This window comes from Aeromonas sp. L_1B5_3, assembly GCF_963866575.1.
GTDB lineage: Bacteria > Pseudomonadota > Gammaproteobacteria > Enterobacterales > Aeromonadaceae > Aeromonas > Aeromonas jandaei.
Genome location: NZ_CAWMDN010000138.1, coordinates 79234 through 102053, shown reverse-complemented (window position 1 = coordinate 102053; position 22820 = coordinate 79234). Strand labels below are relative to the sequence as shown.

Annotated in this window: 23 protein-coding genes; 20 read left to right on the top strand and 3 right to left on the bottom strand. The window is 57.3% G+C overall.

Annotated elements, in window-relative coordinates:
- Positions 1–83: 83 nt before the first annotated feature.
- Positions 84–1288 (bottom strand): IS3 family transposase gene (locus AACR93_RS18385; RefSeq protein WP_102948393.1). Its coding sequence is split into 2 segments (ribosomal slippage): positions 84–970 and positions 970–1288, totalling 1206 coding nucleotides; the frame shifts between segments, so codons are not numbered across the junction.
- 184 nt (positions 1289–1472) lie between these two features.
- Between AACR93_RS18385 and lafA (AACR93_RS18380) the strand changes: the two genes are divergently transcribed.
- From lafA (AACR93_RS18380) to lafU, 10 genes are all read left to right on the top strand, one after another.
- Complete coding sequence (gene lafA, locus AACR93_RS18380; protein WP_043851614.1) at positions 1473–2336, top strand: lateral flagellin LafA; 864 nt, start codon at positions 1473–1475, stop codon at positions 2334–2336.
- 194 nt (positions 2337–2530) lie between these two features.
- Entirely contained in the window at positions 2531–3394 is an 864-nt protein-coding gene (lafA, locus tag AACR93_RS18375) for a lateral flagellin LafA (protein WP_043851613.1), read from the top strand.
- A gap of 112 nt (positions 3395–3506) precedes the next feature.
- Positions 3507–4790 (top strand): lateral flagellar capping protein LafB, encoded by a 1284-nt coding sequence (gene lafB / locus AACR93_RS18370; protein ID WP_043851612.1) that lies wholly within the window; start codon positions 3507–3509, stop codon positions 4788–4790.
- A 46-nt stretch (positions 4791–4836) separates the two neighbouring features.
- Positions 4837–5229, top strand: a complete 393-nt coding sequence (gene lafC / locus AACR93_RS18365) for a lateral flagellar export chaperone LafC (RefSeq protein WP_043851611.1) — start codon at positions 4837–4839, stop codon at positions 5227–5229.
- 121 nt (positions 5230–5350) lie between these two features.
- Entirely contained in the window at positions 5351–5689 is a 339-nt protein-coding gene (locus AACR93_RS18360) for a hypothetical protein (RefSeq protein ID WP_033115400.1), read from the top strand.
- Entirely contained in the window at positions 5686–6777 is a 1092-nt protein-coding gene (locus AACR93_RS18355; protein ID WP_269429856.1) for a flagellar hook-length control protein FliK, read from the top strand. The genes AACR93_RS18360 and AACR93_RS18355 overlap by 4 nt, the downstream gene beginning before the upstream one ends.
- A 35-nt stretch (positions 6778–6812) precedes the next feature.
- Positions 6813–7271, top strand: a complete 459-nt coding sequence (lafF, locus tag AACR93_RS18350) for a lateral flagellar basal body-associated protein LafF (RefSeq protein ID WP_043851619.1) — start codon at positions 6813–6815, stop codon at positions 7269–7271.
- A gap of 7 nt (positions 7272–7278) precedes the next feature.
- Positions 7279–7989, top strand: coding sequence for a lateral flagellar system RNA polymerase sigma factor LafS (gene lafS / locus AACR93_RS18345; RefSeq protein WP_043851609.1), 711 nt, complete (start codon positions 7279–7281; stop codon positions 7987–7989).
- A 47-nt stretch (positions 7990–8036) separates the two neighbouring features.
- Complete coding sequence (lafT, locus tag AACR93_RS18340) at positions 8037–8894, top strand: lateral flagellar motor stator protein LafT (RefSeq protein WP_033115397.1); 858 nt, start codon at positions 8037–8039, stop codon at positions 8892–8894.
- Positions 8894–9841: a lateral flagellar motor protein LafU gene (gene lafU, locus AACR93_RS18335; RefSeq protein ID WP_041210689.1), complete on the top strand. Its 948-nt coding sequence runs from the start codon at positions 8894–8896 to the stop codon at positions 9839–9841. Before lafT ends, lafU begins: the two co-directional genes overlap by 1 nt.
- A 380-nt stretch (positions 9842–10221) precedes the next feature.
- Here lafU and AACR93_RS18330 read toward each other — a convergent pair whose 3' ends face one another.
- Together AACR93_RS18330 and AACR93_RS18325 are read right to left on the bottom strand one after the other, a co-directional pair.
- Positions 10222–11232, bottom strand: a complete 1011-nt coding sequence (locus tag AACR93_RS18330) for a lytic transglycosylase domain-containing protein (protein ID WP_231556975.1) — start codon at positions 11230–11232, stop codon at positions 10222–10224.
- Between the two features lie 164 nt (positions 11233–11396).
- Positions 11397–11708, bottom strand: a complete 312-nt coding sequence (locus AACR93_RS18325; protein WP_156153007.1) for a hypothetical protein — start codon at positions 11706–11708, stop codon at positions 11397–11399.
- A gap of 168 nt (positions 11709–11876) precedes the next feature.
- Between AACR93_RS18325 and mraZ the strand changes: the two genes are divergently transcribed.
- Genes mraZ through murG form a run of 10 tightly spaced genes read left to right on the top strand, consistent with a single transcriptional unit; the run spans position 11877 to position 22784 of the window.
- Positions 11877–12335: a division/cell wall cluster transcriptional repressor MraZ gene (mraZ, locus tag AACR93_RS18320; protein ID WP_033115394.1), complete on the top strand. Its 459-nt coding sequence runs from the start codon at positions 11877–11879 to the stop codon at positions 12333–12335.
- Complete coding sequence (rsmH, locus tag AACR93_RS18315; RefSeq protein WP_033115393.1) at positions 12336–13274, top strand: 16S rRNA (cytosine(1402)-N(4))-methyltransferase RsmH; 939 nt, start codon at positions 12336–12338, stop codon at positions 13272–13274.
- A gap of 3 nt (positions 13275–13277) precedes the next feature.
- Positions 13278–13592 carry a cell division protein FtsL gene (gene ftsL, locus AACR93_RS18310; RefSeq protein WP_005341708.1) on the top strand — a complete coding sequence of 105 codons (315 nt, stop codon included), beginning with the start codon at positions 13278–13280 and terminating at the stop codon, positions 13590–13592.
- On the top strand, positions 13589–15343 hold the full coding sequence (locus AACR93_RS18305; protein WP_033115391.1) for a penicillin-binding transpeptidase domain-containing protein: 1755 nt from the start codon (positions 13589–13591) through the stop codon (positions 15341–15343). Before ftsL ends, AACR93_RS18305 begins: the two co-directional genes overlap by 4 nt.
- Entirely contained in the window at positions 15324–16808 is a 1485-nt protein-coding gene (gene murE, locus AACR93_RS18300; RefSeq protein WP_043851617.1) for a UDP-N-acetylmuramoyl-L-alanyl-D-glutamate--2,6-diaminopimelate ligase, read from the top strand. Before AACR93_RS18305 ends, murE begins: the two co-directional genes overlap by 20 nt.
- Positions 16805–18160, top strand: coding sequence for a UDP-N-acetylmuramoyl-tripeptide--D-alanyl-D-alanine ligase (locus AACR93_RS18295; protein ID WP_043851607.1), 1356 nt, complete (start codon positions 16805–16807; stop codon positions 18158–18160). The genes murE and AACR93_RS18295 overlap by 4 nt, the downstream gene beginning before the upstream one ends.
- On the top strand, positions 18154–19236 hold the full coding sequence (gene mraY, locus AACR93_RS18290; protein WP_005341701.1) for a phospho-N-acetylmuramoyl-pentapeptide-transferase: 1083 nt from the start codon (positions 18154–18156) through the stop codon (positions 19234–19236). Before AACR93_RS18295 ends, mraY begins: the two co-directional genes overlap by 7 nt.
- 4 nt (positions 19237–19240) lie before the next feature.
- Positions 19241–20524: a UDP-N-acetylmuramoyl-L-alanine--D-glutamate ligase gene (gene murD, locus AACR93_RS18285; RefSeq protein WP_043851606.1), complete on the top strand. Its 1284-nt coding sequence runs from the start codon at positions 19241–19243 to the stop codon at positions 20522–20524.
- The gene (gene ftsW, locus AACR93_RS18280) at positions 20521–21702 is read left to right on the top strand and encodes a cell division protein FtsW (protein ID WP_041210684.1); all 1182 of its coding nucleotides are present in this window, start codon (positions 20521–20523) and stop codon (positions 21700–21702) included. Before murD ends, ftsW begins: the two co-directional genes overlap by 4 nt.
- Entirely contained in the window at positions 21702–22784 is a 1083-nt protein-coding gene (gene murG / locus AACR93_RS18275) for an undecaprenyldiphospho-muramoylpentapeptide beta-N-acetylglucosaminyltransferase (RefSeq protein WP_043851605.1), read from the top strand. The genes ftsW and murG overlap by 1 nt, the downstream gene beginning before the upstream one ends.
- The last annotated feature ends 36 nt before the right edge of the window (positions 22785–22820 follow it).

The following is a 22820-nucleotide window of genomic DNA, read 5'->3' as shown; positions in this document are numbered from 1 at the left end:
CTTCGAAGTTGAATTCGCGAGCAACCTGAAAAAAATATAAGAACAGTGGATTTGACCCCATAGGTCCAGACACTTTTTCCCGCTTAGGGTTGTGATACCCGACTGCGCAGAAATTCCCGTGGTGAACGGTATCCCAAGGCGCTGTGCGGGTGGTGCTCGTTATAATGCTCAAACGCGATAGCCAAATTGCCTACCGCTGTTCGGCTATCCGGTTTTGGCATCATCTCGATATAGTCTCGCTTCATCGTCTTCACGAAGCTCTCCGCTATACCGTTACTCTGTGGGCTTCTCACTGCTGTCGTTCTGGGCTCCAACCCGATTTCTCGTGCAAACGCGCGGGTCTCATGGGCTCGATACGCCGAGCCATTATCAGTCAGCCACTCCACCGGTGATGCCGGCAACGAATCCCCAAAGCGATGTTCGACAGACCTCAGCATGACATCTTGCACAGTGTCACTATCGTAACCCCCAGTACTGGCCGCCCAGTCCAACGCTTCCCTATCGCAGCAATCCATGGCGAACGTGACACGTAGTTTTTCACCGTTATCGCAGCGAAACTCGAAGCCATCTGAGCACCACCGTCGATTGCTCTCCTTGACGGCAACACGCCCCTTATGTGCCTGCTGGGCCAATGGTGCAGCTGGTTTTCTTTCCAGCAGCAAGCCATGTTCGCGCATGACGCGATATACCCGCTTAGCGTTTACCACAGGTTGTTCTGTTGCCTCAGACTGACGCCGTAACAGCGCCCAGACCCGGCGATAGCCATAGGAGGGAAGCTCTGCCATCGCCTCCATGATACGGCCAAGTAAGGCTGCATCATCACGCTGGCGATGATGACGACCATCTTGCCAACCCGGTTTTCGATGAACACGAACGGATAGCTGCGCACGCGATACATTAAGAGCCTGGCTCACAGCACTTAATCGTCGTCCCCCGGCAACAAGGGCGCATGCGCAATCCATTTTTTTGCTCGACCATACTCCACGGCTTCTTTGAGGATCTCGTTCTCCATGGTCTTCTTCCCGAGCAGACGCTGAAGCTCTCGGATCTGCTTGATGGCAGCAGCCAACTCGGAAGCAGGAACAACATCCTCACCGGCGGTGATCGCCGTGAGAGACCCTTCTTGGAATTGCTTACGCCATTTGAAAAGCTGGTTTGCGTTGACGTCGTGCAAGCGAGCAACATGAGAGACGGTCATCCCGGGCTCAAAGGTCTGCTGCACGATGGCGATCTTTTCTTGTGGAGTCCGGCGTCGACGGCGCTCGGCCCCTGTTAACACTTCGACCATCTTCTCGTTGTGACTAGTACTGAACATAGCTCCAAGACTACCTCTTAAGTTAAGAGGGGCGAAGTGTCTGGATCTTCAAGGGGCCAATCTAAACAGAGCCCTAAATTTCCGGCAAAAAGTTGTCGTCTATATCTGATGTCAACCTAACCATGCTGCGCCGCAGCGTCATATCGAGGATTACATCATGGGCTTGTCTATTCATACCAACTTTGCTTCCCTGACTACTCAAAGTCAGCTCAATACCACCAACAAGATGCTGGGTACCGCCATGCAGCGTCTGGGCACCGGCCTGCGTATCAACTCCGCCGCCGACGATGCTGCTGGTCTGCAAATGGCTACCCGCCTGCAGTCCCAATCCAGCGGTCAGAAAGTTGGTATGCGCAACTCTCAGGATGCCATATCCATGATGCAGACTGCTGAAGGCGCTATGGACGAGATGAGCAACATCGTTCAGCGCATGAAGGATCTGGCTACCCAGTCTGCGAACGGTACCAGCACCGCTGAAGATCGCAAGGCGATGGATGCCGAGTTTACCGAGCTGCGTTCCGAGCTGGACAACATCACCAACAACACCACTTTTGGTGGTCAGAGCCTGCTCAAGTCTGGCACCGGTTTCCAAGGGGATGTGACTTTCCAGATTGGTGGTACTTCTGCCGAGAAACTGGAGCTGAAGAGCACCGGTACACTGGCTACTGCACTGAAAGAAGTTGTTGGAACAGGCAAAGGCACCGATGGTGCAGCAGTGAAAGTAGGTATCGGTGACCAGGGCAAGGCCACTGCCTCTATGGCAGAGCTTGATACCTTCTCCCAGAAGATCGGTGAATCTCGTTCTGCCTTCGGTGCCAACATCAACCGTCTGGAGCATACCGTCAACAACCTCTCCAACATGAAAGAGAACACCGATATGGCGAATGGTCGCATCATGGATGCCGACTTTGCCCAGGAGAGCACCAACATGACCAAGAACCAGATGCTGATGCAGGCTGGCATGTCCGTGTTGTCCAACTCCAACCAGATGACCGGCATGGTAACGTCTCTGCTGCGTTAATTCTGTGTGGCACTCATCCTGCTTTTTAGGGTGAGTGCCTTTTATTTCTCCTCTTCTTCCAGCCCTTATTTTCCTCAGTTTTGCCTCTCTCACTCTAATTTCCATTTCCTCATTCAAGTCTCAGCTCACTGTTGTCGCTTCTTACTTATGTACGGTTATTTGCTGCGAGCGCAGCTTTAAATGAGGATCATGTTATGGGTTTGTCTATTCACACCAATTTCGCTTCTCTGACTACTCAGAATCAGCTGAACTCGACCAACAAGATGTTGGGTACCGCCATGCAGCGTCTGGGCACCGGTCTGCGAATCAACTCCGCTGCCGATGATGCAGCCGGCCTGCAAATGGCTACCCGCCTGCAGTCCCAAGCCAGCGGTCAGAAAGTTGGTATGCGCAACTCTCAGGATGCTATCTCCATGATGCAGACTGCTGAAGGTGCCATGGACGAGATGAGCAACATCGTTCAGCGCATGAAGGATCTGGCTACTCAGTCTGCGAACGGAACCAGCACCGCTGAAGATCGCAAGGCGATGGATGCTGAATTTACTGAGTTGCGTTCCGAGCTGGACAACATCACCAACAACACCACTTTTGGTGGTCAGAAGCTGCTGGCCAAGGACTCCGGTTTCCAGAAGGCGGTAACATTCCAGATTGGTGGTACATCTGGCGAAAAGCTGGAGCTCAAGGACGATGGCGTACTGGCCACTGCGTTGCAAGGCGTTATAGCAGATGACAAAGGTACCAAAGGTACTGCCGTTGCCGCGGGTATCGGTGACCAGGGCAAGGCCACAGCAGCCATGACCGAGCTGGATACCTTCTCCAAGGGGATCGGCGAAGCTCGCTCTGCTTTCGGTGCCAACATCAACCGTCTGGAACACACCGTCAACAACCTCTCCAACATGAAAGAGAACACCGACATGGCGAACGGTCGCATCATGGATGCCGACTTTGCCCAGGAGAGCACCAACATGACCAAGAACCAGATGCTGATGCAGGCTGGCATGTCCGTGCTGTCCAACTCCAACCAGATGACCGGCATGGTCACTTCCCTGCTGCGTTAACTGAATGCGGGCCGCTCTCGAGAGAGCGGCCTTCCTCTTGCCATAACGTGTCGGTTGGAAAGCACTGAGTGGGTATTTTCCAACGGGCATGCCACAGAATAAGGGTGTAATGATGCAAATAGATCCGGCCAGCATGGCAATGCAACTGGTAGCTATCGAGCGCCAGAATATGGACAAGTTGCTGAAAAAGCAGATGGACAGCATCAAGGGGCAACAGAGTGCAATCAGCACGCTCACGACCAAGCTGTCGAGTTTTCAGACCATGCTCAAGGATCTGAACAAGGCATCCAACCTGCAAGCCCAAAAGGCGGTCATGTCTCAGGAAGGGATCATGACGGTGACGAGCAATGGCAAAGCCAGCTCCGGTCAATACAACTTCTTCGTTAAGCAACTCGCTCAATCTCATCAGGTTGGCCTGAGCCTAGATAGCGAAACCACTCCTCTGCCTGCAGATGGCGTCTTCTCTCTGACGGTCAAAGACAAGAGTGTAGATATCGATCTGGCCAGTTTGCCTGCGGGTGCAACCATGAAAGATCTGGTTTCCCATATCAACAACGCCAAGGACAATCCCGGTGTTAAAGCCACACTGGTTCGGACCGACGGCAAGGTCAATATGGTGTTGACCAGCAAGGATAGTGGTAAAGAGAATGCCATCACTGTGAAGTACAGCGGTGATGCGAGCTCTTCCTTGGGAACTGCGGTTGCCAAGCAGAGCGAGATCACCAAAGCTCAGGATGCCGAGTTGCAGATGGGCGGAAATAACCCGTTAACCATCACCTCTGCCAGCAACAAGATTGAAAATGTGGTCGATGGTCTGACCCTTCAGCTCACCAAAGCCCAGAAAAGTGGTGATGCGCCTCTGCAGGTGACTGTCGAACAGGATAAAGAGGCAGTTACAGGTTCTCTCAAGAAGTTTGTAGACAGCTATAACGAGCTGGTCGATGAGCTTGCCAAGATGACGTCAAGTGACCCCAAGGCTCCTGGGGCACTCTCTTCCGATAGCGGTGTCCGCAGCCTCAAGAGCGCGCTTGCCAACAGTGTGCGCGATCTGCCCAACGGTCTTAGTCTGAGCAGTCTTGGCATAAAGACTGACAAAACTGGCAAGCTCTCCTTCAACGAGACTGACTTCAACAAGGCGCTGGAGAAGGATCCCGAGCTGCTGGGCAAGGCATTGATGGGGGATGACGGTCTGCTCAAGCGAATGAGCGATTCTCTGGATCCCTATACCAAACGTGATGGCGCACTCAAAGGTCGCAAGAGTGGCTTGGAAGCCAGTGAAAAGCGGGTGAATGAGCGAATGGAAGCGCTGGATCGCCGTATGAATTCCGCGTATAAGCGCTACCTCAACCAATTTACCACCATGAATCAGATGATGCAGACCATGGGCAACCTGTAAGGGGTCTTGCTATTTGGCTGCCTCATCCAGAGCAAGCGAGTTTTACATGTTTGAACATCAAGATGGCTATGATGCCTACCAGTTTGCGGCAACTCAGGCCAAGGCTGCGAGTGCGGATCCACATCAGCTGGTGTTGATGCTGATGGATGGCCTGCTCGACGAAATGGCCAGAGCAGAGGGGCATATTCAAGCCCGCCAGTTTGAACGCAAAGGACAGGCAATCAGCAAGTGTCTGCAGATACTGGGGGGGCTGGACAGCGCACTCGACATGGAGAAGGGAGGTGAACTCGCCAGCAATCTGCATCGTCTCTATGACTACTGTGGTCAGCGTCTGTTCGAGATCAGCGTCTCCAACGATATTGCCGGTTTTACCGAAGTGCGCCGCATCCTGCTGGAGCTGAAAGAGGGCTGGGAAGCGATGGCGCGTCATCCGCGCTAAGGCGGAAGTCCCTCTTCCTCTCATGCAGGCGAAAACCGCCTGTGCGCTCCGAAATACCCGAGTTCCATATATGGCCTGCTCCTTGCTAGTTGGCTGAGCTGTTTTCTTTGGGAGCAATAGCATGCCACTGATTGGGTCCACCCACCTTCCAGCCGAGCTGGATAAACGCCAGCGTCAACTGCTTGGCCTGGGCCGCCTGATTTTGCAGCAGGCTCATGCCGGTCAGTGGGATGCCGTTCGTTTATCCGATAGCAAGCTGGCCAGATTTGCCGAGCTCATGGCCAAAGAGCCTGAGCTGTGGGCCTCATTGTCTGCTGCGCGAGCGCAGGTTCGCAGCTGGCATCAGGAGGCACAACAGTTGTGCCGGCAAGAGGTGACCTTGCGTGAGCGCGAATGGCATGAGCTGTCACGGAAGAGAGAAGGTTTGCAAGCATACGGAGAGGTGCAGGAGTGGGCATGATTCAGTTTTCCGGTCCCGAGGCATTGGCGATGCCAGAACAGAGCGGTTTTACCCGTCTTGCTCGTCAGCCGGAGGAGCAGGGGGGATTATTTCCGCCCCTTGACCTATTGATGGAAGAGGGCGCTCTTGCTCCTGCGACCGAAGAAGTAAAGGAAGAAGTAGAACAGGATGAACCGGATGAGGTCGCTGATAATGCTGCGGCTCGGCTGGACGCATTCAGTAATATGCCTCCCCCATTCCTTTTGCATGAAGTCGGCACGAGAGCTGCAATCGTCTCTTCCAACGTGGCTGCTGCCACTGCTGGCAATGTAGAGGCTGGCGAGGATGTGCAGGGTGACACACCCTCTGTCTCTGCCGCCCTGCGGGCTCTATCTGCGTACAAGCAGCCGGAAACGGACAAGAGTCAGCCTGTCATGGAGACACCTGTCTCTGGCAATAATAAGGAGCGAGTCGATCGCGCAGCTACTGATTTTTCCAGTTTTATGCTGGTTCGTCCCTCGACGCGCAGTGATGACGCAGCCATACGCGAGAAGACGATAGCCAGCTTGCAGAGCCTGCTGGGTGTTGAGCGCGCAGGGGAACGGGAGTCCGGTGTTCCTGACCTCAAAGGTATTGTGAGCAATCAGATATCAGCGCCCGCACCGAAAGTTGCCGAGTATCAGTGGGCTCCGGTCAAACTGGCCGAGCCCCAGGTGCAGTGGGGGCAGCAGCTGGTCGATGTGCTCAAGGACAAGGTCGAGCTGCAGGTGAACCAGCAGATCAAGCAGGCTCATATTCGCCTGGACCCTCCCGAGCTGGGTCGACTCGAACTGACTGTTCGGGTCGAGGGGGACCGGCTCAATGTTCAACTCAATGTGACCAACCCGGCCGTTCGGGACGCGCTGATCCAGTCGATGGAGCGGTTGCGCATGAGTTTGGCTCCTCACCATGCCGGTGGAGTTGAAGTCAACGTCGGGCAGGGCGGTGGACAAGGCGATGCGCAAGGAAAGTGGCAACAGGAGAAAATCCTGGCGGGCCATCGTCAATGGCAAGATGAATTTGAAACTGCCGGGCAGGATGAGCGTGCATGGCTCAACACCCTGGTGTGACCGAAACCGGCTAAATCGAGAGTGAAATCAAAATGATGCGCCGTATCATGAAGTGGTTGATGTTGGTTGTCATGGCTCTTTGCCTGTTGCTTGTGCTTGCCTATGGCGCCTATCTCAAGCGCGATACCATTGCTGTCTGGCTGGGCCTTGAAGAGCCCAAGCCAGAGTTGAGTGCCACCCCGTTGTTCAAGCCGATGGAGCGCTTCGTCATCAGTCTCGATGGTGGGGTTGAGTCTCACTATCTGGTACTTGAGCTGGCTCTGGTGACTCACAACAAGGCGCATCTGAACACGCTGAACGAGCTGACACCACTCATTCGGAACGCCATGGTGCAGTATTTCAGTCACCGTACCCACGATGACGTGAAAAAAGAGCTGCAGAATATCACCTCTTTGCAGGGTTCCCTGCTCGCCAAACTGGTCACCACCTTGCAAAGTTACGGTTACAAGACCTACCTCGACGAAGTGTTGATCACCAAGGTTCTGGTGCAATAAGACAGATATGATCGATGTCGACTGGGATGCCCCTCATGAGTTCGCCTCCTCTCCGCCCCGTACCGGCGAGCAGGCCATTCTGACCCACTATCTGCCGCTGGTTAAGCGAGCCGCCAGCCACCTGCGCAGCCAGGTTTCCGCCTGTTTTGATCAGGAGGATATGGAGCAGGTCGGCATGATGGGGTTGCTGGAGGCCTGGCGTCGTTACGGTAGCGAACCGGATGTCCAGTTTGAGAGCTATGCCTTCAAGCGGATCCGGGGCGCCATGCTCGATGAATTGCGTCGGCTCGACTGGCGGCCTCGTCAACTGCGCCAGCAGGTACATAGCCACAATCAAGTCCAGCGAGATCTGCATAACCGGTTGGGCCGGGCGCCAACCGAGCAAGAGCTTGCCGCTGCGTTGAACTGCACCATCGAAGAGGTACGCCAGCTGGCATATGCCAGTCAGGCTGAGGCTTTGCAGAGCCTTGAAGAGTGGCTGGAAAATGGTGGAAGGGCGCCAGCAACCGAATCAGATGATGTCGATATGGCCATGACCATCAGCAAGGCGCTGACTCTCCTCGACAAGCGGGAACAGCTGCTGCTCTCTCTCTACTATCAGCAGGAGCTGAATATGAAAGAGATTGCGCTGGTGCTGGGGCTGACCGAGTCGCGGGTTTGCCAATTGCACAAGCAATGTGTACTTCAGCTCAAGCAGCGATTGGTCGACTCCATATAGTAGTGCCCCATGATTCGTGGGGGTGGTTGTAGAATTCGGGAGCATTCATGCAAAAACAGATTGGCATCGGCGTCATATTAATATGCGTGCTGGGTGGCTTCATGATGGCAGGTGGCAACCTTGCGGCTTTATGGCAGCCAGCCGAGCTGATCATTATTGTGGGTGCTGCTGCTGGCTCCATGTTTCTTGGCAACTCGAAAGAGGTGATGCACGAGATGTGGGCGCAATTGAAGATGTGCTTCAAGCCCAACAAGGAAGAGCGCGAGGTCTATCGCGAGTTGCTGACGCTGATGCACCAACTGCTGGAGGAGACGCGCAACAAGGGGATGAAAGCGCTGGACGAGCACATTGAAAACCCCCAGCAAAGCTCGGTGTTCTTGATGTATCCGCAAATTTCGGAAGATCCCCAGTTGCTCGGTTTTATCATCGACAACCTTCGTCTGCTGGGGATGGGCAAGATCACTCCTCATGAGCTCGATACCATCCTGGAGCAGGAGATCATGGCGATTGAGGAGGATATGCTCAAGCCTGCCCATGCACTTCACAAAACCGGCGAGGCCTGCCCCGGCTTCGGTATTTTGGCGGCTGTTATGGGGATCATTATCACCATGCAGCAACTCGATGGTCCTCTGAGCAATATCGGCGTGCATGTAGCGGCGGCGCTGGTGGGTACCTTTATCGGTATTTTCCTCTGCTACTGTCTGCTCGAACCCATCAGCAACGCCATGGAAGAGATGGTCAAACGCCGTGTCGGTCTGCTGATGTGCATCAAATCCATTCTGATTGCCCAGCTACGTGGCAAGACGCCTCTGCTGGCGGTCGATTCCGGCCGGAAAATTCTCGAACCTGATGTCAAACCCAGCTTCCTGGAACTGGAAGACTGGGTGACCAACAGGGCGATGTAATGCGCAACCACGAACAGATCATCGTCAAGCGCCAGCAGAGGCGTAACAGCTCCCCCAAAAGCGGAGGGGCGTGGAAAGTGGCATTTGCCGACTTTACTCTGGCCATGATGGCGTTTTTCATGGTGCTCTGGATCCTAGCTGTCTCCAACCAGGAGGAGCGGGAGATGGTAGCCAGCCGCTTGCGCGATTACAGCATCATGGATAACGAGGCCAACCCGTTTGATATTCGCAATAGCCCCTATCCGGTCGATCTGGGCGGCAATCCTTCGGTCATCGATGAGCTCAATCCCAAGTTTGATCAGAAGGGGCAGCTGACCCCCAGACATATGGATCGCAATCAGAGCATCTTTTCTGAGGGGCCCGGTGGTGGATACGAGCAGCTACTGGTCGGCAAGCTGGAAGGTGAGCATCAGATGAAGCAGCTTGCCGGATTTATCGGTAATCTTGCGGAGCAAATGCAGGCGAAGAACAATCTGGAGATTCAGATTGTGCCGCAAGGTTTGCGCATCCTGATCCGTGATGATGCCGATCGCGAAATGTATAGCCGCGGTAGTGCCCGTATTAGCCCCTTCTTTCGTCATATGCTGATGGCGCTTGCCCCGATTTTTCAGCGGGTGGAAAACCGGGTCATGATATCGGGTCATACCGACAGCACCCCTTTCGCGGGTGAAAATTACAGCAACTGGGAGCTTTCATCGGATCGTGCCATGATGGCGAGACGGGTGCTGCTGGCTGGGGGAATGCCGCCAGAGCGTATTGCCCAGGTAGTGGCTATGTCTGACACCATGCTGGAAGATAGCGAAAATCCGCAGGGTAGTCGGAACCGTCGTATCGAGTTGCTGATTATGACGACCAGAGCGGAACAGAATCTGGAGCAGCTGTTCAGTGCCGAGACCAAAGCAGCAGCCACTCAAGCCAAGGAAAAGACAGTTAATGGACGCCCCTGAAATAGAGTTTCTGTTCCATACCGCACACAATGATCCGAGAAGAAAGGTGCCTCGCTGGTATCTCCATGATGGTGCTACACCCTTCGAATCGCAGAGTTGTGGCATTGCAGCTCGCCTGCTGATATCCGGTTTGCTGTTTGACAAGAGCATTGGCCGGGCCGTCATCAAGGATATCGGGCCGGGTGGGGTGGGCTTTCTTGCTCCTGCCCGATTCATTTTGCCCGAGACAGTAACCCTTTCTCTGTTGCCACGCATTACACTGACATGCCGCATCACCCATCGCCGTCCCATTGGCCAGCACCTCTGTTTTTATGGGGCGCGCTGGTCACATCCGGAGCAAATTGACCTTGCGCCGGTATTGAGCCATTGGCGGCACAGCTTCAGGGTACCGCAATCAACGGCCGCTTCAGAGTCATCCCAAGAGGATCTGGCTGACGTTCCAGCCTGAGCTCACCACGGCTCATATCAAGACCTCTGGCTGTCTTCAGCAGCAGCGGGTCATGCAGGCTCTCCAGTGAAACGGCTTTGAAGATGAGCTTGCCGCTGCCCCGCTGTGGTGTCGTGACCGGGGCTTTTGCTTTGCTGTAAACAATTGGGCAATTGGTTATTCCTGCCGGTACCGGGAGCTGCCATGCCGGATTCCAGCGGCTGGCGTCATTCATGGATACACCTTTGGCCTGAGCCCAGGCAGGTAGCGAACAGCCTTCCGGATTGCGAAAAACCTTCAGGTCGTTGCCGCTCTGCCATGGCGGCAACTGGAAATGGTGGGTACTTGCCATGTCGAGTACCCTGGCAAGGGCAATAAAGCGGGCAACGTAAACTCGTGTTTCCTCCGGCAGATCCAGAGCCCAAATATTGCGGGTGCCAGCTTTCAATACCGCATTCAGCACTCGTCCCTCTCCTGCATTGTAAGCGGCCAGGGCCAGCAGCCAGTCCCCGCCAAAGAAACGAGAGAGCCAGCCAAGGTAAGTCAGAGCTGCGTCGGTTGCCAATGGCAGTGAATAACGGCCATCGAATGAACTATTGATCGGCACGGCAAAGCGCCTGGCCGTATCGGGCATGAGTTGCCAGGGGCCTGCTGCGCCAGCGGCAGAGACAACATCAAGGCGGTAGCTGCTTTCCAGCAAAGGGACAAAAGCCAGCAGGGGCGGAAGTTTGCGTTCCTGCACCTGTTCCGAGATCCAGCGGATGATGGGTTGGGTTTCGGCAAGACGTTGTTGCAGATAGGGGCGCTGAGCAAGCAGAAAGGCTTGCTGTTGACTAACCAGCTCGACTCCCTCTCCACGTATCGGGGGAGGGAAGCCGGTTTGCCATTGATAATTGTTATAAGCGTGACAAGATGTGGATGTTATTAACATCGCGCTTAGTAAAAAGAAAATGAACCTGGTCATTGTGAATTTGTTGAACAAGGATCGCACAATAATAAAAACATCATGTATCTCAACAGTTTTCTGAATTTAGGGTCGTCTGATCATGTGTAATCCAGGACGTGGCAAGCATGATAACACGAGTAAAAAAGAGCCCAAATGCAGGTAAAGCAATCCAGAAGTTTTTGCTATATCTGATCCTCGCCAATTTTATTCTCATGGGGCTTTACATCGCGTTTGCCCACGAGCTGACCTTTGCCGTCAATATCCTGCTGACTACGCTGCTGATAATTTACAACCTGCTGCTTTGTCATCTGGTCTCTTTGCGTGCCCGCCGTTCCAAAGATGGCTATATCATCTATCCGGTGATCTGCGTCAGTATTTTGCTCTGCGCCGTTGTGCTGTTCCGTTTCATCATCTCTCCCAGATAGTAACTGCTCACCCACAGCTTTTTTATTAATCGTATTTTCTGTCGCCACAAATAACTCGTTGAAAATCAACCCACTCAATCCTTAACCCGCAAATGCTGCGTCAATATGTTCCCTCTGGCCGATCTCCTTGCTTGAAAAGCCCCTTCCACGTCCTTAAACTTCAAGGTGGGGAAAAGTGGATCAAAGTGGTTTTAAAAGGGGCGATTCGCCCGTTTACTCACCTTCAGGGACAGAAATTTGTTGCGTGGCGCTCATGCCATCAGCCTGGACAGCAAAGGGCGACTGGCGATTCCGACCAAGTTTCGTGACTGGCTGCGCGATGAAAGCGACGGCCAGCTGGTCTGCACCATCGATATTGCTCACCCCTGTCTGCTGCTTTACCCCCTGAACGAGTGGGAAGAGGTTGAGCGCAAGCTCAAGACCCTTTCCAGCATGAATCCCGCCGAACGCCGTTTGCAGCGGCTGTTGCTCGGGCATGCGACCGAATGCGAGCTGGATGGCAATGGCCGTCTGCTGCTCAGCCAGCCACTGCGCAACCATGCGGGGCTGGACAAGAAGATCATGCTGGTGGGCCAGCTCAACAAATTTGAGCTGTGGGATGAAGCCCGCTGGCAGCAACAGGTCAATGACGACATCTTGGGTCTGCCCGGGGACGATTGGGCAAGCTCACCACGACTACAGGATTTCTCTTTATAAATGACCCAAGCCGCTGAACACATCACAGTGCTGCTGCACGAAGCCGTCGAAGGTCTGGCCATCAAGCCGGACGGTGTCTATGTCGACGGCACTTTTGGCCGTGGTGGTCATTCTCGTCTGATCCTGCAACACCTTGGCCCTAACGGCCGTTTGATCGCCATCGATCGCGATCCGCAGGCGATCGCCGAGGCCGCCAAGATCCAGGATCCGCGTTTCGAGATTGTGCATGGCCCCTTCTCCGGTATCACCAGCTATCTGAGCGAGCGCGGTTTGCTGGGCAAGGTGGATGGTTTTCTGCTCGATCTGGGGGTTTCATCTCCCCAGCTGGATGACGCCGAGCGTGGCTTCAGCTTTATGAAAGACGGTCCGCTTGATATGCGGATGGACCCCACTTCCGGTCAGAGCGCCGCCGAGTGGCTGGCCAAGGCCGATGTGGACGATATCGCCTGGGTATTGAAGACCTTCGGTGAGGAGCGTTTTGCCAAGAAGATTGCCCGCGCCATCGTGCACGACCGGGTTACCGAGCCTTACGTGCGTACCCGCCAGCTGGCCGAGATGATTGCCCGGGTCAATCCGAGCAAGGAGAAGGGCAAGCATGCGGCGACCCGCAGTTTCCAGGCTATCCGGATCTACATCAACAGTGAACTGGACGAGATCGAAACTGCGCTCAACGGTGCGCTGGAGGTGCTGGCTCCTCACGGTCGTCTGTCGGTGATCAGCTTCCATTCGCTGGAAGACCGCTTGGTGAAGCATTTTATTCGCAAGCACGAGAAGGGGCCGGAAGTACCCTACGGCATTCCGTTGACCGAGGCCCAGCTGGCTGGCGGTCGCAAATTGAAGTCGGTCGGCAAGGCTCTCAAGCCTTCTGATCATGAAGTGTCGGAAAACACCCGGTCGCGCAGCTCCGTGCTGCGGGTCGCCGAGCGTCTGGCGGAGTAAGCGATGAGCGAAGTGCGTGTCCACCTTGCCAAGGAGATCGTTGCGGATCTCTGGCGGCACAAGCTGCAGATCCTGTTGTCGGTCGCCGTGCTGGTGACTGCATTTGCCGTGATCCTGGTGACCAACATGACGCGCGGCCTGACAGCCAAACAGAACGACCTGATGGCCGAAGAGGATCGCCTCAATATTGAATGGCGTCACCTCCTGCTGGAGCAGGGCACCCTGGCGGAACACTCCCGGGTGGCCACTCTGGCGATGGACAAGTTACAAATGGGTCGCCCTCTGGTGACCACCGAAAAGGTAATTACCCTGCCATGAAACGCAAGGCTACAGCCAAAGCTGCCAAAGCGAACGTCAAAGCGCCCTCGATCTATCCGTGGCGCTTTCGCACGCTGGTCGTATTCATCGGCATCGCATTTGTTGGGCTGATCCTGCGCTTGGCCTGGATCCAGGTGATCAACCCTGACCGCCTGCGCCAGGAGGGGGACATGCGCTCCCTGCGTACCACCTCCACCCAGGCGGTGCGCGGTATGATCACCGATCGCAACGGTGAACAGCTGGCGGTATCCGTGCCGGTCGAAGCGGTCTGGGCAGACCCCAAGACGGTGCACGAGTCTGGCGCAATTCACAACGAGCGAGCCTGGATGGCTCTCTCTGCCGTGCTCAAGATCGACATAAATACCCTCAAACAACGGATCGCCAATCCCAGCAAGCGTTTTGTCTATCTGCAGCGTCAGGTAACCCCTGCCGTTTCGGAATATATCAAGGGGCTCAAGCTGGGCGGTGTCTATCTGCGTCCCGAGTCTCGCCGTTTCTATCCGACTGGCGAGATCAGTGCCCATCTGGTTGGGGTGACCAACATCGATGGCCACGGTATCGAAGGTATCGAGCGCAGCTATGACGAGTGGCTGACCGCAACTCCGGGCGAGATGCGGGTGCGCAAGGATCGTCAGGGGCGGGTCATCGAACGTCTTGGCATCGTCAAGGAGGGCAAGAACGCCAACGATTTGCAGCTCAGTATCGATCAACGGGTACAGGCGCTGGCTTATCGTGCGCTCAAGCGGGCCACCGACGAGAACAAGGCGACATCCGGCTCCATGGTGATGCTGGATATCAAGACCGGCGAAGTGCTCGCCATGGTCAACACCCCCTCTTACAACCCGAACAACCGCGGTCAGTATCAGAGCTTTAGGGTGCGCAACCGGGTGGTCACCGATACCTACGAGCCAGGCTCTACCGTCAAGCCATTGATTTTGCTCAGTGCCTTGCAGGCCGGTGTCACCAGCTGGAAAGATTTCATTCAGGGCGGGCCGCTCTTTATCGGCGCCAAGCAGATCAAGGACGTCAGTATCCACCGGGCGACCAACCTCTACGACATTCTGCGCTACTCCTCCAACATCGGTATGTCACGCATCGCGCTGCGGATGCCGGCGCAGGAGATGATCAACACCCTCAGCATGTTTGGCTTCGGCATGGATACCGGTAGCGGCCTGATGGGCGAGAGCAGCGGCATGCTGCCCCAGCGTCGCCGCTGGTCCGATATCGAGCGTGCGACCCTTTCGTTTGGTTATGGTCTGCGGGTTACCCCGCTGCAACTGGCTTCCGCCTACGCCACCCTGGCCAACAAGGGCAAGCGAGTGCCCATCTCCATCGTCAAGGTCACCACGCCGCCCAAGGGTGAGCAGGTGATCGACCACAACAACGCCTCCGCCATGCTGCAGGCGCTGGAATACGTGGTCGACAACGCCATTCCGAAAGCCAAGATCCCGGGTTATCGGGTGGGTGGCAAGAGTGGTACCGCCAAGGTCGCTGTTGCAGGTGGCTATGGCAAAGATTACATGGCCTGGTTTGCCGGCTTCGCCCCGGCCAGTGATCCCCGTTTCGTCATGGTGGTGGTAATCAACGAGCCAAAAGGCAGCGCCTACTATGGTGGCGCCGTGGCGACCCCGCCGTTTGCAGAGGCCATGGGCGGGGTGCTGCAACTCTTCAATATTCGTCCGGATGCGGTACCCCCTTCGGTACCCACCAAACTCGCCAGTACGGAGGCTCCTGTTGCACCGCGCACTTGATTCATTACTGCGCCCCTTCGGCATTACGGCGCCGGCGCTTGCCCTGACCGATATCCAGCTGGATAGTCGGCGGGTCGGCCCCGGCTCTCTCTTCGTGGCCATTCGCGGCCATCAGGTGGACGGCAGACGGTTTATCGAACAGGCGGTGGCTCAGGGGGCGACCGCTGTTGTGTTTGAGGAGGACGGTGAATTTATCGCGCCAGCGCTTTCCGTTCCCTGCATCGGAATGCGCGATTTGCCTGCTCATCTCTCCGCCCTCGCAGGCTATTTCTACGATCAGCCAGCCAAAAAACTGGAACTGGTGGGGATCACGGGGACCAACGGCAAGAGCACCACTGCGCTGCTGGTCGCCAACTGGCGTACCCTGCTGGGTGGCAAGGCTGGCGTGATGGGTACCATCGGCAACGGTCTGTTTGGCAATCTGATCGAAGCGGAAAACACCACTGGCAGCGCCGTTCAGGTGCAAGCCAATCTGGCCGCCCTGCAAGAGCAGGGGGCGGATCTGGTGGCGATGGAGGTCTCCAGCCACGGTCTGGTGCAACATCGGGTTGCCGCCTTGCCGTTTGCTGCCGCGGTCTTCACCAATCTGAGTCGGGATCACCTCGACTACCACGGCACCATGGAGGCCTATGGTGCCGCCAAGGAGCAGCTGCTGCAGCTGGTCGATGAGCCGAATGCGGTGATCAACCGAGATGACGAGTTGGGTGCCAAGTGGCTCGAAAAATATCCCTTAGCGGTGGCGTTCAGCGTTAATGGTCCGATTGAAAACCATTCCGGCCGTCAGTTAACGGCGCAGCAACTCGATTTTCACCAGCAAGGTTTTCGTGCGCAGATTAACTCCAGCTGGGGGAATGGTGTATTATCCGCCCCCTTGCTCGGGCGCTTCAACGTCAGCAATGTGCTGGCGGCGATGGGTGTCATGCTGGTACTCGGCTATGACTTCGACGAGCTGCTGGCAACTGCCCCGAAATTGCAGCCGGTGACCGGTCGCATGGAGTGCTTTGGCGGCGGTGATGCGCCCCTTGCTGTGGTCGATTATGCCCACACCCCGGACGCGCTGGACAAGGCGCTGCAGGCACTGCGCGTGCATTGCAAAGGCCAGCTCTGGTGTCTGGTCGGTTGTGGTGGTGATCGGGATCGCGGCAAGCGCCCCATGATGGCAGCCATGGCTGAACAGTATGCGGATCGCGTGATCCTGACCGACGACAATCCCCGTACCGAGGAGCCGGCCCGGATCATGGCCGACATGGTGGCGGGTCTTCGCGATCCTGCTGCGGTGCAGGTCGAGCACGATCGGGTCAAGGCGATCAACCTGGCTATCCGTCAGGCGAGCAACCAGGACATCATTCTGGTGGCCGGCAAAGGCCACGAGGATTATCAAATCATTGGAACCGACAAGCGGCACTATAGCGACCGGGAAACCGTCGCCGCCGCTTTGCACACATTAATGGAGTCATTCAAATGATGACCCTCAGGCTTGCCGACCTGGCGCAGGTGCTCGATGCCCGTCTGATTGGTGAAGATGGCGAGATTACTGCGGTCAGCACCGATACCCGTACTCTGGGTGCTGGCGCTCTGTTCGTTGCACTGCGCGGCGAGCGCTTCGATGCCCACGACTTTTGCGAGCAGGCGCTGGCGGCAGGGGCCTCTGCCCTGCTGGTCGAGCGCGAACTGCCGCTGGCCATTCCCCAACTGGTGGTAGCCGATACCCTCAAGGGGCTGGGCCGTCTCGGCAAACTGATGCGTGAGCGCATCAACCCGAAAGTGCTGGCTATCACCGGCAGCTGCGGTAAGACCACGGTGAAGGAGATGGCGACCGCCATCCTGCGTCATGAAGGAGAGGTGCTGGCCACCGCCGGCAACTTCAACAATGAGGTGGGGGTGCCGCTCACCCTGCTGCGCCTCGAACCGCAACACAAGTTTGCGGTGATGGAGCTGGGTGCCAACCACCCGGGCGAGATCGCCTGGACCACCTCGCTGGCCAAACCGGATGCCGCCATCATCAACAACGTGGCTGCCGCTCATCTGGAGGGTTTCGGCTCGCTGGAAGGGGTCTTCCACGCCAAGAGCGAGATTTTTGAGGGCTTGAGCGCCGGCGGCACCGCAATCGTCAACGCCGACAACGAATTCTGGCCTAAGTGGCGCGAGCATGGCATTCGCTGCGCCTTCTCCATCGAAGATCAGAGCCAGCCGTTCCATTCTCGCGATGTGGTTCTCAACGCTCAGGGTTGTGCCGAGTTCGTCATGGTGACCCCGCAGGGTGAGGTGAGCCTGACTCTGGCGATCCCCGGCCGTCATAACGTGGCCAATGCGCTGGCTGCTGCTGCCGGTACCCTGGCGCTAGGTGCTTCTCTGGCCTCGGTCAAAGCCGGTCTGGAGCAGATGGCTCCGGTCAAGGGCCGCTTCTGCGTTCAGCGCTGGGGCGGTCTGACCCTAGTGGACGATACCTACAATGCCAGCGTGGAGTCCGTGCTGGCAGGCATCGATGCCCTGACCGCCATGAGCGGCTTCAAGGTGCTGGTGTTCGGTGACATGCGGGAACTGGGTGAAGAGTCTGCCGAGCAACATGCCCGGGTTGGCCATCATGCCCGCGAGTGCGGTCTGGATGCCGTGCTGACAGTGGGGGAAGAGAGTCGCCATACCGCAGATGCCGCGGCTGGCCGACATTTCGATAACAAGGCGTCGTTGTTTGAAGTGCTTGCGCAAATGATTAATACACATCAGGAAATTTCGATTCTGGTCAAAGGTGCCCGTGGCTCCCGCATGGAAGATATCGTCAAGATGGTCGTCGACCATCAGGAGTCAGCTGCATGTTAGTCTGGCTGGCTGAACTGCTCACCCCGCACTTCACCTTCTTCAACGTCTTCTCCTACCTGACGTTTCGCGCCATCCTGTCGATTATTACCGGTCTGGGTGTTGCGCTCTGGATGGGGCCTCGCCTCATTCGTCGCCTGCAGATCCTGAAGTTCGGTCAGGTGATCCGCAACGATGGTCCCGAGTCTCACCTCAGCAAGCGGGGTACCCCGACCATGGGGGGGCTGATGATCATTGCCGCCATCTTCACTTCCGTGTTGCTCTGGTGCCGCCTCGACAACCCCTATGTCTGGTTAGTGCTGTTTGTGCTGGGGGCCTACGGTGCCATCGGCTTTGCCGACGACTACCTCAAGGTGGTGCGCAAAAACACTGACGGTCTGATCGCCCGCTGGAAGTACTTCTGGCAATCCGCCGTTGCGCTGGGAGTGGCTGTATTCCTCTATGCTACTGCCACCCACGACGGTCAGACCCAGCTGGTGGTGCCCTTCCTCAAAGATGTGATGCCGCAGCTTGGCTTGATGTTTATCCTGCTGACCTACTTTGTCATCGTCGGTACCTCCAACGCGGTCAACCTGACCGATGGTCTGGATGGCTTGGCCATCATGCCGACCGTGATGGTGGCGGGCGGCTTTGCGTTTATTGCCTGGGCAACCGGCAACGTCAACTTCGCCAGTTACCTGCATATTCCCTATGTTCCCTATACCTCCGAGCTGGTGATCGTCTGTACCGCCATCGTCGGTGCGGGTCTGGGCTTCCTCTGGTTCAACACCTATCCGGCGCAGGTCTTCATGGGCGACGTCGGCTCGCTGGCGCTGGGCGGCGCGCTCGGTACCATCGCCGTGCTGGTTCGTCAGGAGTTTCTGCTGGTGATCATGGGCGGAGTCTTCGTGATGGAGACAGTCTCGGTGATCCTGCAGGTGGGGTCATACAAGCTGCGCGGCGTGCGGATTTTCCGTATGGCGCCGATCCATCACCACTACGAGAAGAAGGGCTGGCCGGAGCCGCGCGTTATCGTGCGCTTCTGGATCATCACCCTCGTGCTGGTGCTGCTGGGTCTTGCCACCCTGAAGGTGAGGTAAGGCCATGGTCATCATCATCGGATTGGGTAAAACCGGACTCTCCTGCGTCGACTACTTCCTCGGCCGTGGCGTCACGCCGCTGGTGATGGATACCCGTGCCAACCCGCCCGGCAAGGATCAGCTGCCGCCAGAAGTGGAGCTTATCCACGGGCTGGATGAAGAGCTGCTCAAGCAGGCACACATGATCGTAGCGAGCCCGGGCATTGCCTTGGCGACCCCCGAATTGAAAGCGGCTGCCGGGCGTGGTGTGCAGATAATCGGGGATATCGAGCTGTTTGTGCGCGAGACCCAGACGCCGGTCATCGCCATCACCGGCTCCAACGGCAAGAGCACAGTGACCACCCTGGTGGGCGAGATGATTGCCGAAGCCGGACTCAATGTCGGTGTGGGTGGCAACATAGGGACGCCGGCGCTCGATCTGCTCAAGCAGCCGATGGATCTCTGCGTGCTGGAGCTCTCCAGCTTCCAGCTGGAGACCACCTATAGCCTGCGCGCTGCCGCCTCCGTGGTGCTCAACCTCTCCGAAGATCATATGGATCGCTATCAGGGCATGGCCGACTATCGCGCCGCCAAGATGGAGATCCATCAGAACTCCAAACATATTCTGGTCAACCGTGACGATGCCCAGACCCTGCCCGATGTGGGTCAGGTGTGGCAGAGCTTTGGTCTCGACTGCAATGGTTACGGCCGCTGCCTGCTGGATGGTCGTTACTGGCTGACCCTGCACGGCGAGCCCCTGATCGCGGTGGACGAGATGAAGATCGTCGGCGCCCACAATCAGGCCAACGCCCTTGCCGCCATGGCGCTGTGCGATGCGGTTGGCATTCCCCGCGCGGCACAACTCACCGTGCTGCGCCGTTTTGAAGGTCTGCCGCACCGTGCCCGCTTCGTGCGAGAGGTTAACGGAGTGCGCTGGATCAACGACTCCAAGGCGACCAACGTAGGCGCCACACTGGCTGCCGTGGCCGGTGTGCGCGAGTCGGTCAGGGGGCGTCTGTTGCTGCTGGCCGGTGGTCAGGGCAAGGGGCAGGATTTTGGTCCCATTCAGGCGCTGCTGGGCAACCAGATCGATCACATGTACTGCTTCGGCCAGGATGCCGAGGTGCTGCTGGCACTGGGTGAGCAGACTGAACGGGTTGCCGACCTTGCTGCCGCCGTTGCCAAGGCGGCTGCCGATGCCAGGCCCGGTGACTGGGTGCTGCTGGCGCCCGCCTGTGCCAGCCTGGATCAGTTCAAGTCGTTCGAGGTGCGCGGCGATCGCTTCACCGAGATGGTGATGGCGCTATGAACGCCCTTCGCGCAGCTGCAGGTCTTTTCCAGCGCTGGTTGTTACCGGCGCGTCCCGCCGGTCTCTATGATCGGCAGCTGGTCGTGCTGGCGCTTGCGTTGATGGCGCTCGGGGTAGTGATCGTGGCATCCGCCTCGATCCCCGAGGGGATCTCTCTGGGTGACGATCCCTTCATGTTCGTGAAACGTCACGCCATGTTTCTGGTGATGGCGCTCGGCATCTCCTGGTTCGTACTGCAGGTGCCGATGGCACGCTGGCAGGAACACAATGGCCCCATGCTGCTGCTGGCTATCTTGATGCTGGTGCTGGTGCTGCTGGTGGGACGCAACGTCAACGGTGCGGTGCGCTGGTTACCGCTCGGCCCGTTCAACCTGCAGCCTGCCGAATTCGGCAAGCTGGCGCTCTTTGTCTATCTGGCCGGTTATCTGGTGCGGCGCCAGAACGAGGTGCGTGAAGCCTGGATTGGCTTCCTCAAGCCGCTAGCGGTATTCGGGGTGCTGGCCGTCCTGTTGCTGCTGCAGCCTGACCTGGGTTCCACCGTGGTGATGTTCGTGACCTCGTTCGGCATGCTTTTTCTGGCGGGGGCCCGACTCGGCCAGTTCCTGACCCTGATCGGTGCTGGCGTAGGTGCCGTGGTGATGCTGATCATCGTCGAGCCTTACCGGATGCGGCGGGTTACCTCCTTTATGGATCCCTGGGCCGATCCGTTTGGCAGTGGCTATCAGTTGACCCAGTCGCTGATGGCGTTTGGCCGCGGCAGCTGGTTCGGCGAAGGGCTGGGCAACTCGATCCAGAAGATGGAGTACCTGCCGGAAGCGCATACCGACTTCGTCTTTGCGATCCTCGGTGAAGAGCTCGGCTATGCCGGTGTGCTGGGTGCCCTGTTCCTGATCTTCGCACTGGCGGTCAAGGCGTTGAAGCTGGGCCACAAGGCTCTTGCTGCCGATCGCCTCTATGACGGTTATCTGGCCATCGGTATCGGGATCTGGTTCAGTTTCCAGACCTTCGTTAACGTTGGCGCGGCCAGCGGCATGATGCCGACCAAAGGGTTGACCTTGCCGCTCGTGAGTTACGGTGGCTCCAGTCTCATCATCATGACGGTGGCAGTGAGCATGTTGATTCGAATCGATTTTGAGTTGCGTCAGGCGACAGCCCAGGCGCGGGTGCGGGAGGTTTAGTGAGCAAGACGCTGTTGGTGATGGCAGGTGGTACCGGGGGACATGTATTCCCGGGTCTGGCCGTAGCCGATCGATTGAAGGAGCAGGGCTGGACTGTCCACTGGCTGGGCACCGCCGACCGGATGGAAGCCGAGCTTGTGCCTGCCCATGGCTATCCCATCTCCTTTATCGATATTCAGGGGGTGCGTGGCAACGGCATCAAGCGGCTGCTGGCGGCGCCCTATCGCATCGTGAAATCCGTGCTGCAGGCGCGTCAGGTGCTCAAAACCATTCGCCCGGATGTGGTGCTCGGCATGGGCGGCTTTGCCTCCGGCCCGGGTGGCGTCGCGGCTTGGTTCTCCGGCATCCCGTTGCTGCTGCACGAGCAGAATGCTGCAGCCGGTATGACCAACAAGCTGCTGGCGCGTATCGCCAAGCGGGTGTTGATGGCATTCCCGGGGGCGTTTGCGCCGAGCCGCCGCACTGCCGTGGTGGGTAATCCGGTTCGCCCCGAAGTGGTCGCACTGCCGGATCCGCAACTGCGTAGCAGCAGCGAGCCGTTGCATCTGCTGATCGTGGGCGGAAGTCTGGGGGCTCGCGTGCTCAACGAGCAGGTGCCCGCAGCGGTCGCTGCGGCTGGTGTGCCTATCGAGGTGCGTCACCAGTGTGGCAAGGGCAATGGCGACACTGTCAGCGCGGCCTATGCCCAGCACGGTATCAATGCCGAGGTCAGCGAATTTATCAAGGATATGGCGGGAGCCTATGCCTGGGCCGACCTGGTGGTCTGCCGGGCGGGAGCCCTGACCGTCTCCGAAGTGGCTGCTGCCGGTGTGGCCGCCATCTTCGTGCCGCTGCCCCATGCAGTGGATGATCACCAGACCCGCAACGCCCTGACGCTGGTCGATGGCGGTGCGGCCGAGTTCCTGCCCCAGTCCGAGTTGACCACAGCCTCGCTGGCTGCGCGTCTCTCCTGGCTCGCCGGGCGCAGGGAGACGCTGTTTAACATGGCCAAGGCCGCCCGTCGCGTCGCTATTACCGATGCGGCAGAGCGGGTTGCTGACGAGTGCAAACGACTCGCCGCAGGGCAGACAAATAAAGAGTAAGGATGAGATTGCACTGGCCACGCCGTGCAGCCTCAC

Coding starts and splice junctions, on each gene's coding strand:
- AACR93_RS18355 (WP_269429856.1), top strand. CDS start 5,686: ATGATTCAGTTTTCCGGTCCCGAGGCATTGGCGATGCCAGAACAGAGC.
- lafC (WP_043851611.1), top strand. CDS start 4,837: ATGTTTGAACATCAAGATGGCTATGATGCCTACCAGTTTGCGGCAACT.
- lafA (WP_043851614.1), top strand. CDS start 1,473: ATGGGCTTGTCTATTCATACCAACTTTGCTTCCCTGACTACTCAAAGT.
- lafU (WP_041210689.1), top strand. CDS start 8,894: ATGCGCAACCACGAACAGATCATCGTCAAGCGCCAGCAGAGGCGTAAC.
- lafS (WP_043851609.1), top strand. CDS start 7,279: ATGATCGATGTCGACTGGGATGCCCCTCATGAGTTCGCCTCCTCTCCG.
- murD (WP_043851606.1), top strand. CDS start 19,241: ATGGTCATCATCATCGGATTGGGTAAAACCGGACTCTCCTGCGTCGAC.
- lafA (WP_043851613.1), top strand. CDS start 2,531: ATGGGTTTGTCTATTCACACCAATTTCGCTTCTCTGACTACTCAGAAT.
- AACR93_RS18330 (WP_231556975.1), bottom strand. CDS start 11,232: ATGACCAGGTTCATTTTCTTTTTACTAAGCGCGATGTTAATAACATCC.
- AACR93_RS18295 (WP_043851607.1), top strand. CDS start 16,805: ATGATGACCCTCAGGCTTGCCGACCTGGCGCAGGTGCTCGATGCCCGT.
- AACR93_RS18305 (WP_033115391.1), top strand. CDS start 13,589: ATGAAACGCAAGGCTACAGCCAAAGCTGCCAAAGCGAACGTCAAAGCG.
- lafT (WP_033115397.1), top strand. CDS start 8,037: ATGCAAAAACAGATTGGCATCGGCGTCATATTAATATGCGTGCTGGGT.
- AACR93_RS18360 (WP_033115400.1), top strand. CDS start 5,351: ATGCCACTGATTGGGTCCACCCACCTTCCAGCCGAGCTGGATAAACGC.
- rsmH (WP_033115393.1), top strand. CDS start 12,336: ATGACCCAAGCCGCTGAACACATCACAGTGCTGCTGCACGAAGCCGTC.
- lafF (WP_043851619.1), top strand. CDS start 6,813: ATGCGCCGTATCATGAAGTGGTTGATGTTGGTTGTCATGGCTCTTTGC.
- ftsL (WP_005341708.1), top strand. CDS start 13,278: ATGAGCGAAGTGCGTGTCCACCTTGCCAAGGAGATCGTTGCGGATCTC.
- lafB (WP_043851612.1), top strand. CDS start 3,507: ATGCAAATAGATCCGGCCAGCATGGCAATGCAACTGGTAGCTATCGAG.
- mraY (WP_005341701.1), top strand. CDS start 18,154: ATGTTAGTCTGGCTGGCTGAACTGCTCACCCCGCACTTCACCTTCTTC.
- ftsW (WP_041210684.1), top strand. CDS start 20,521: ATGAACGCCCTTCGCGCAGCTGCAGGTCTTTTCCAGCGCTGGTTGTTA.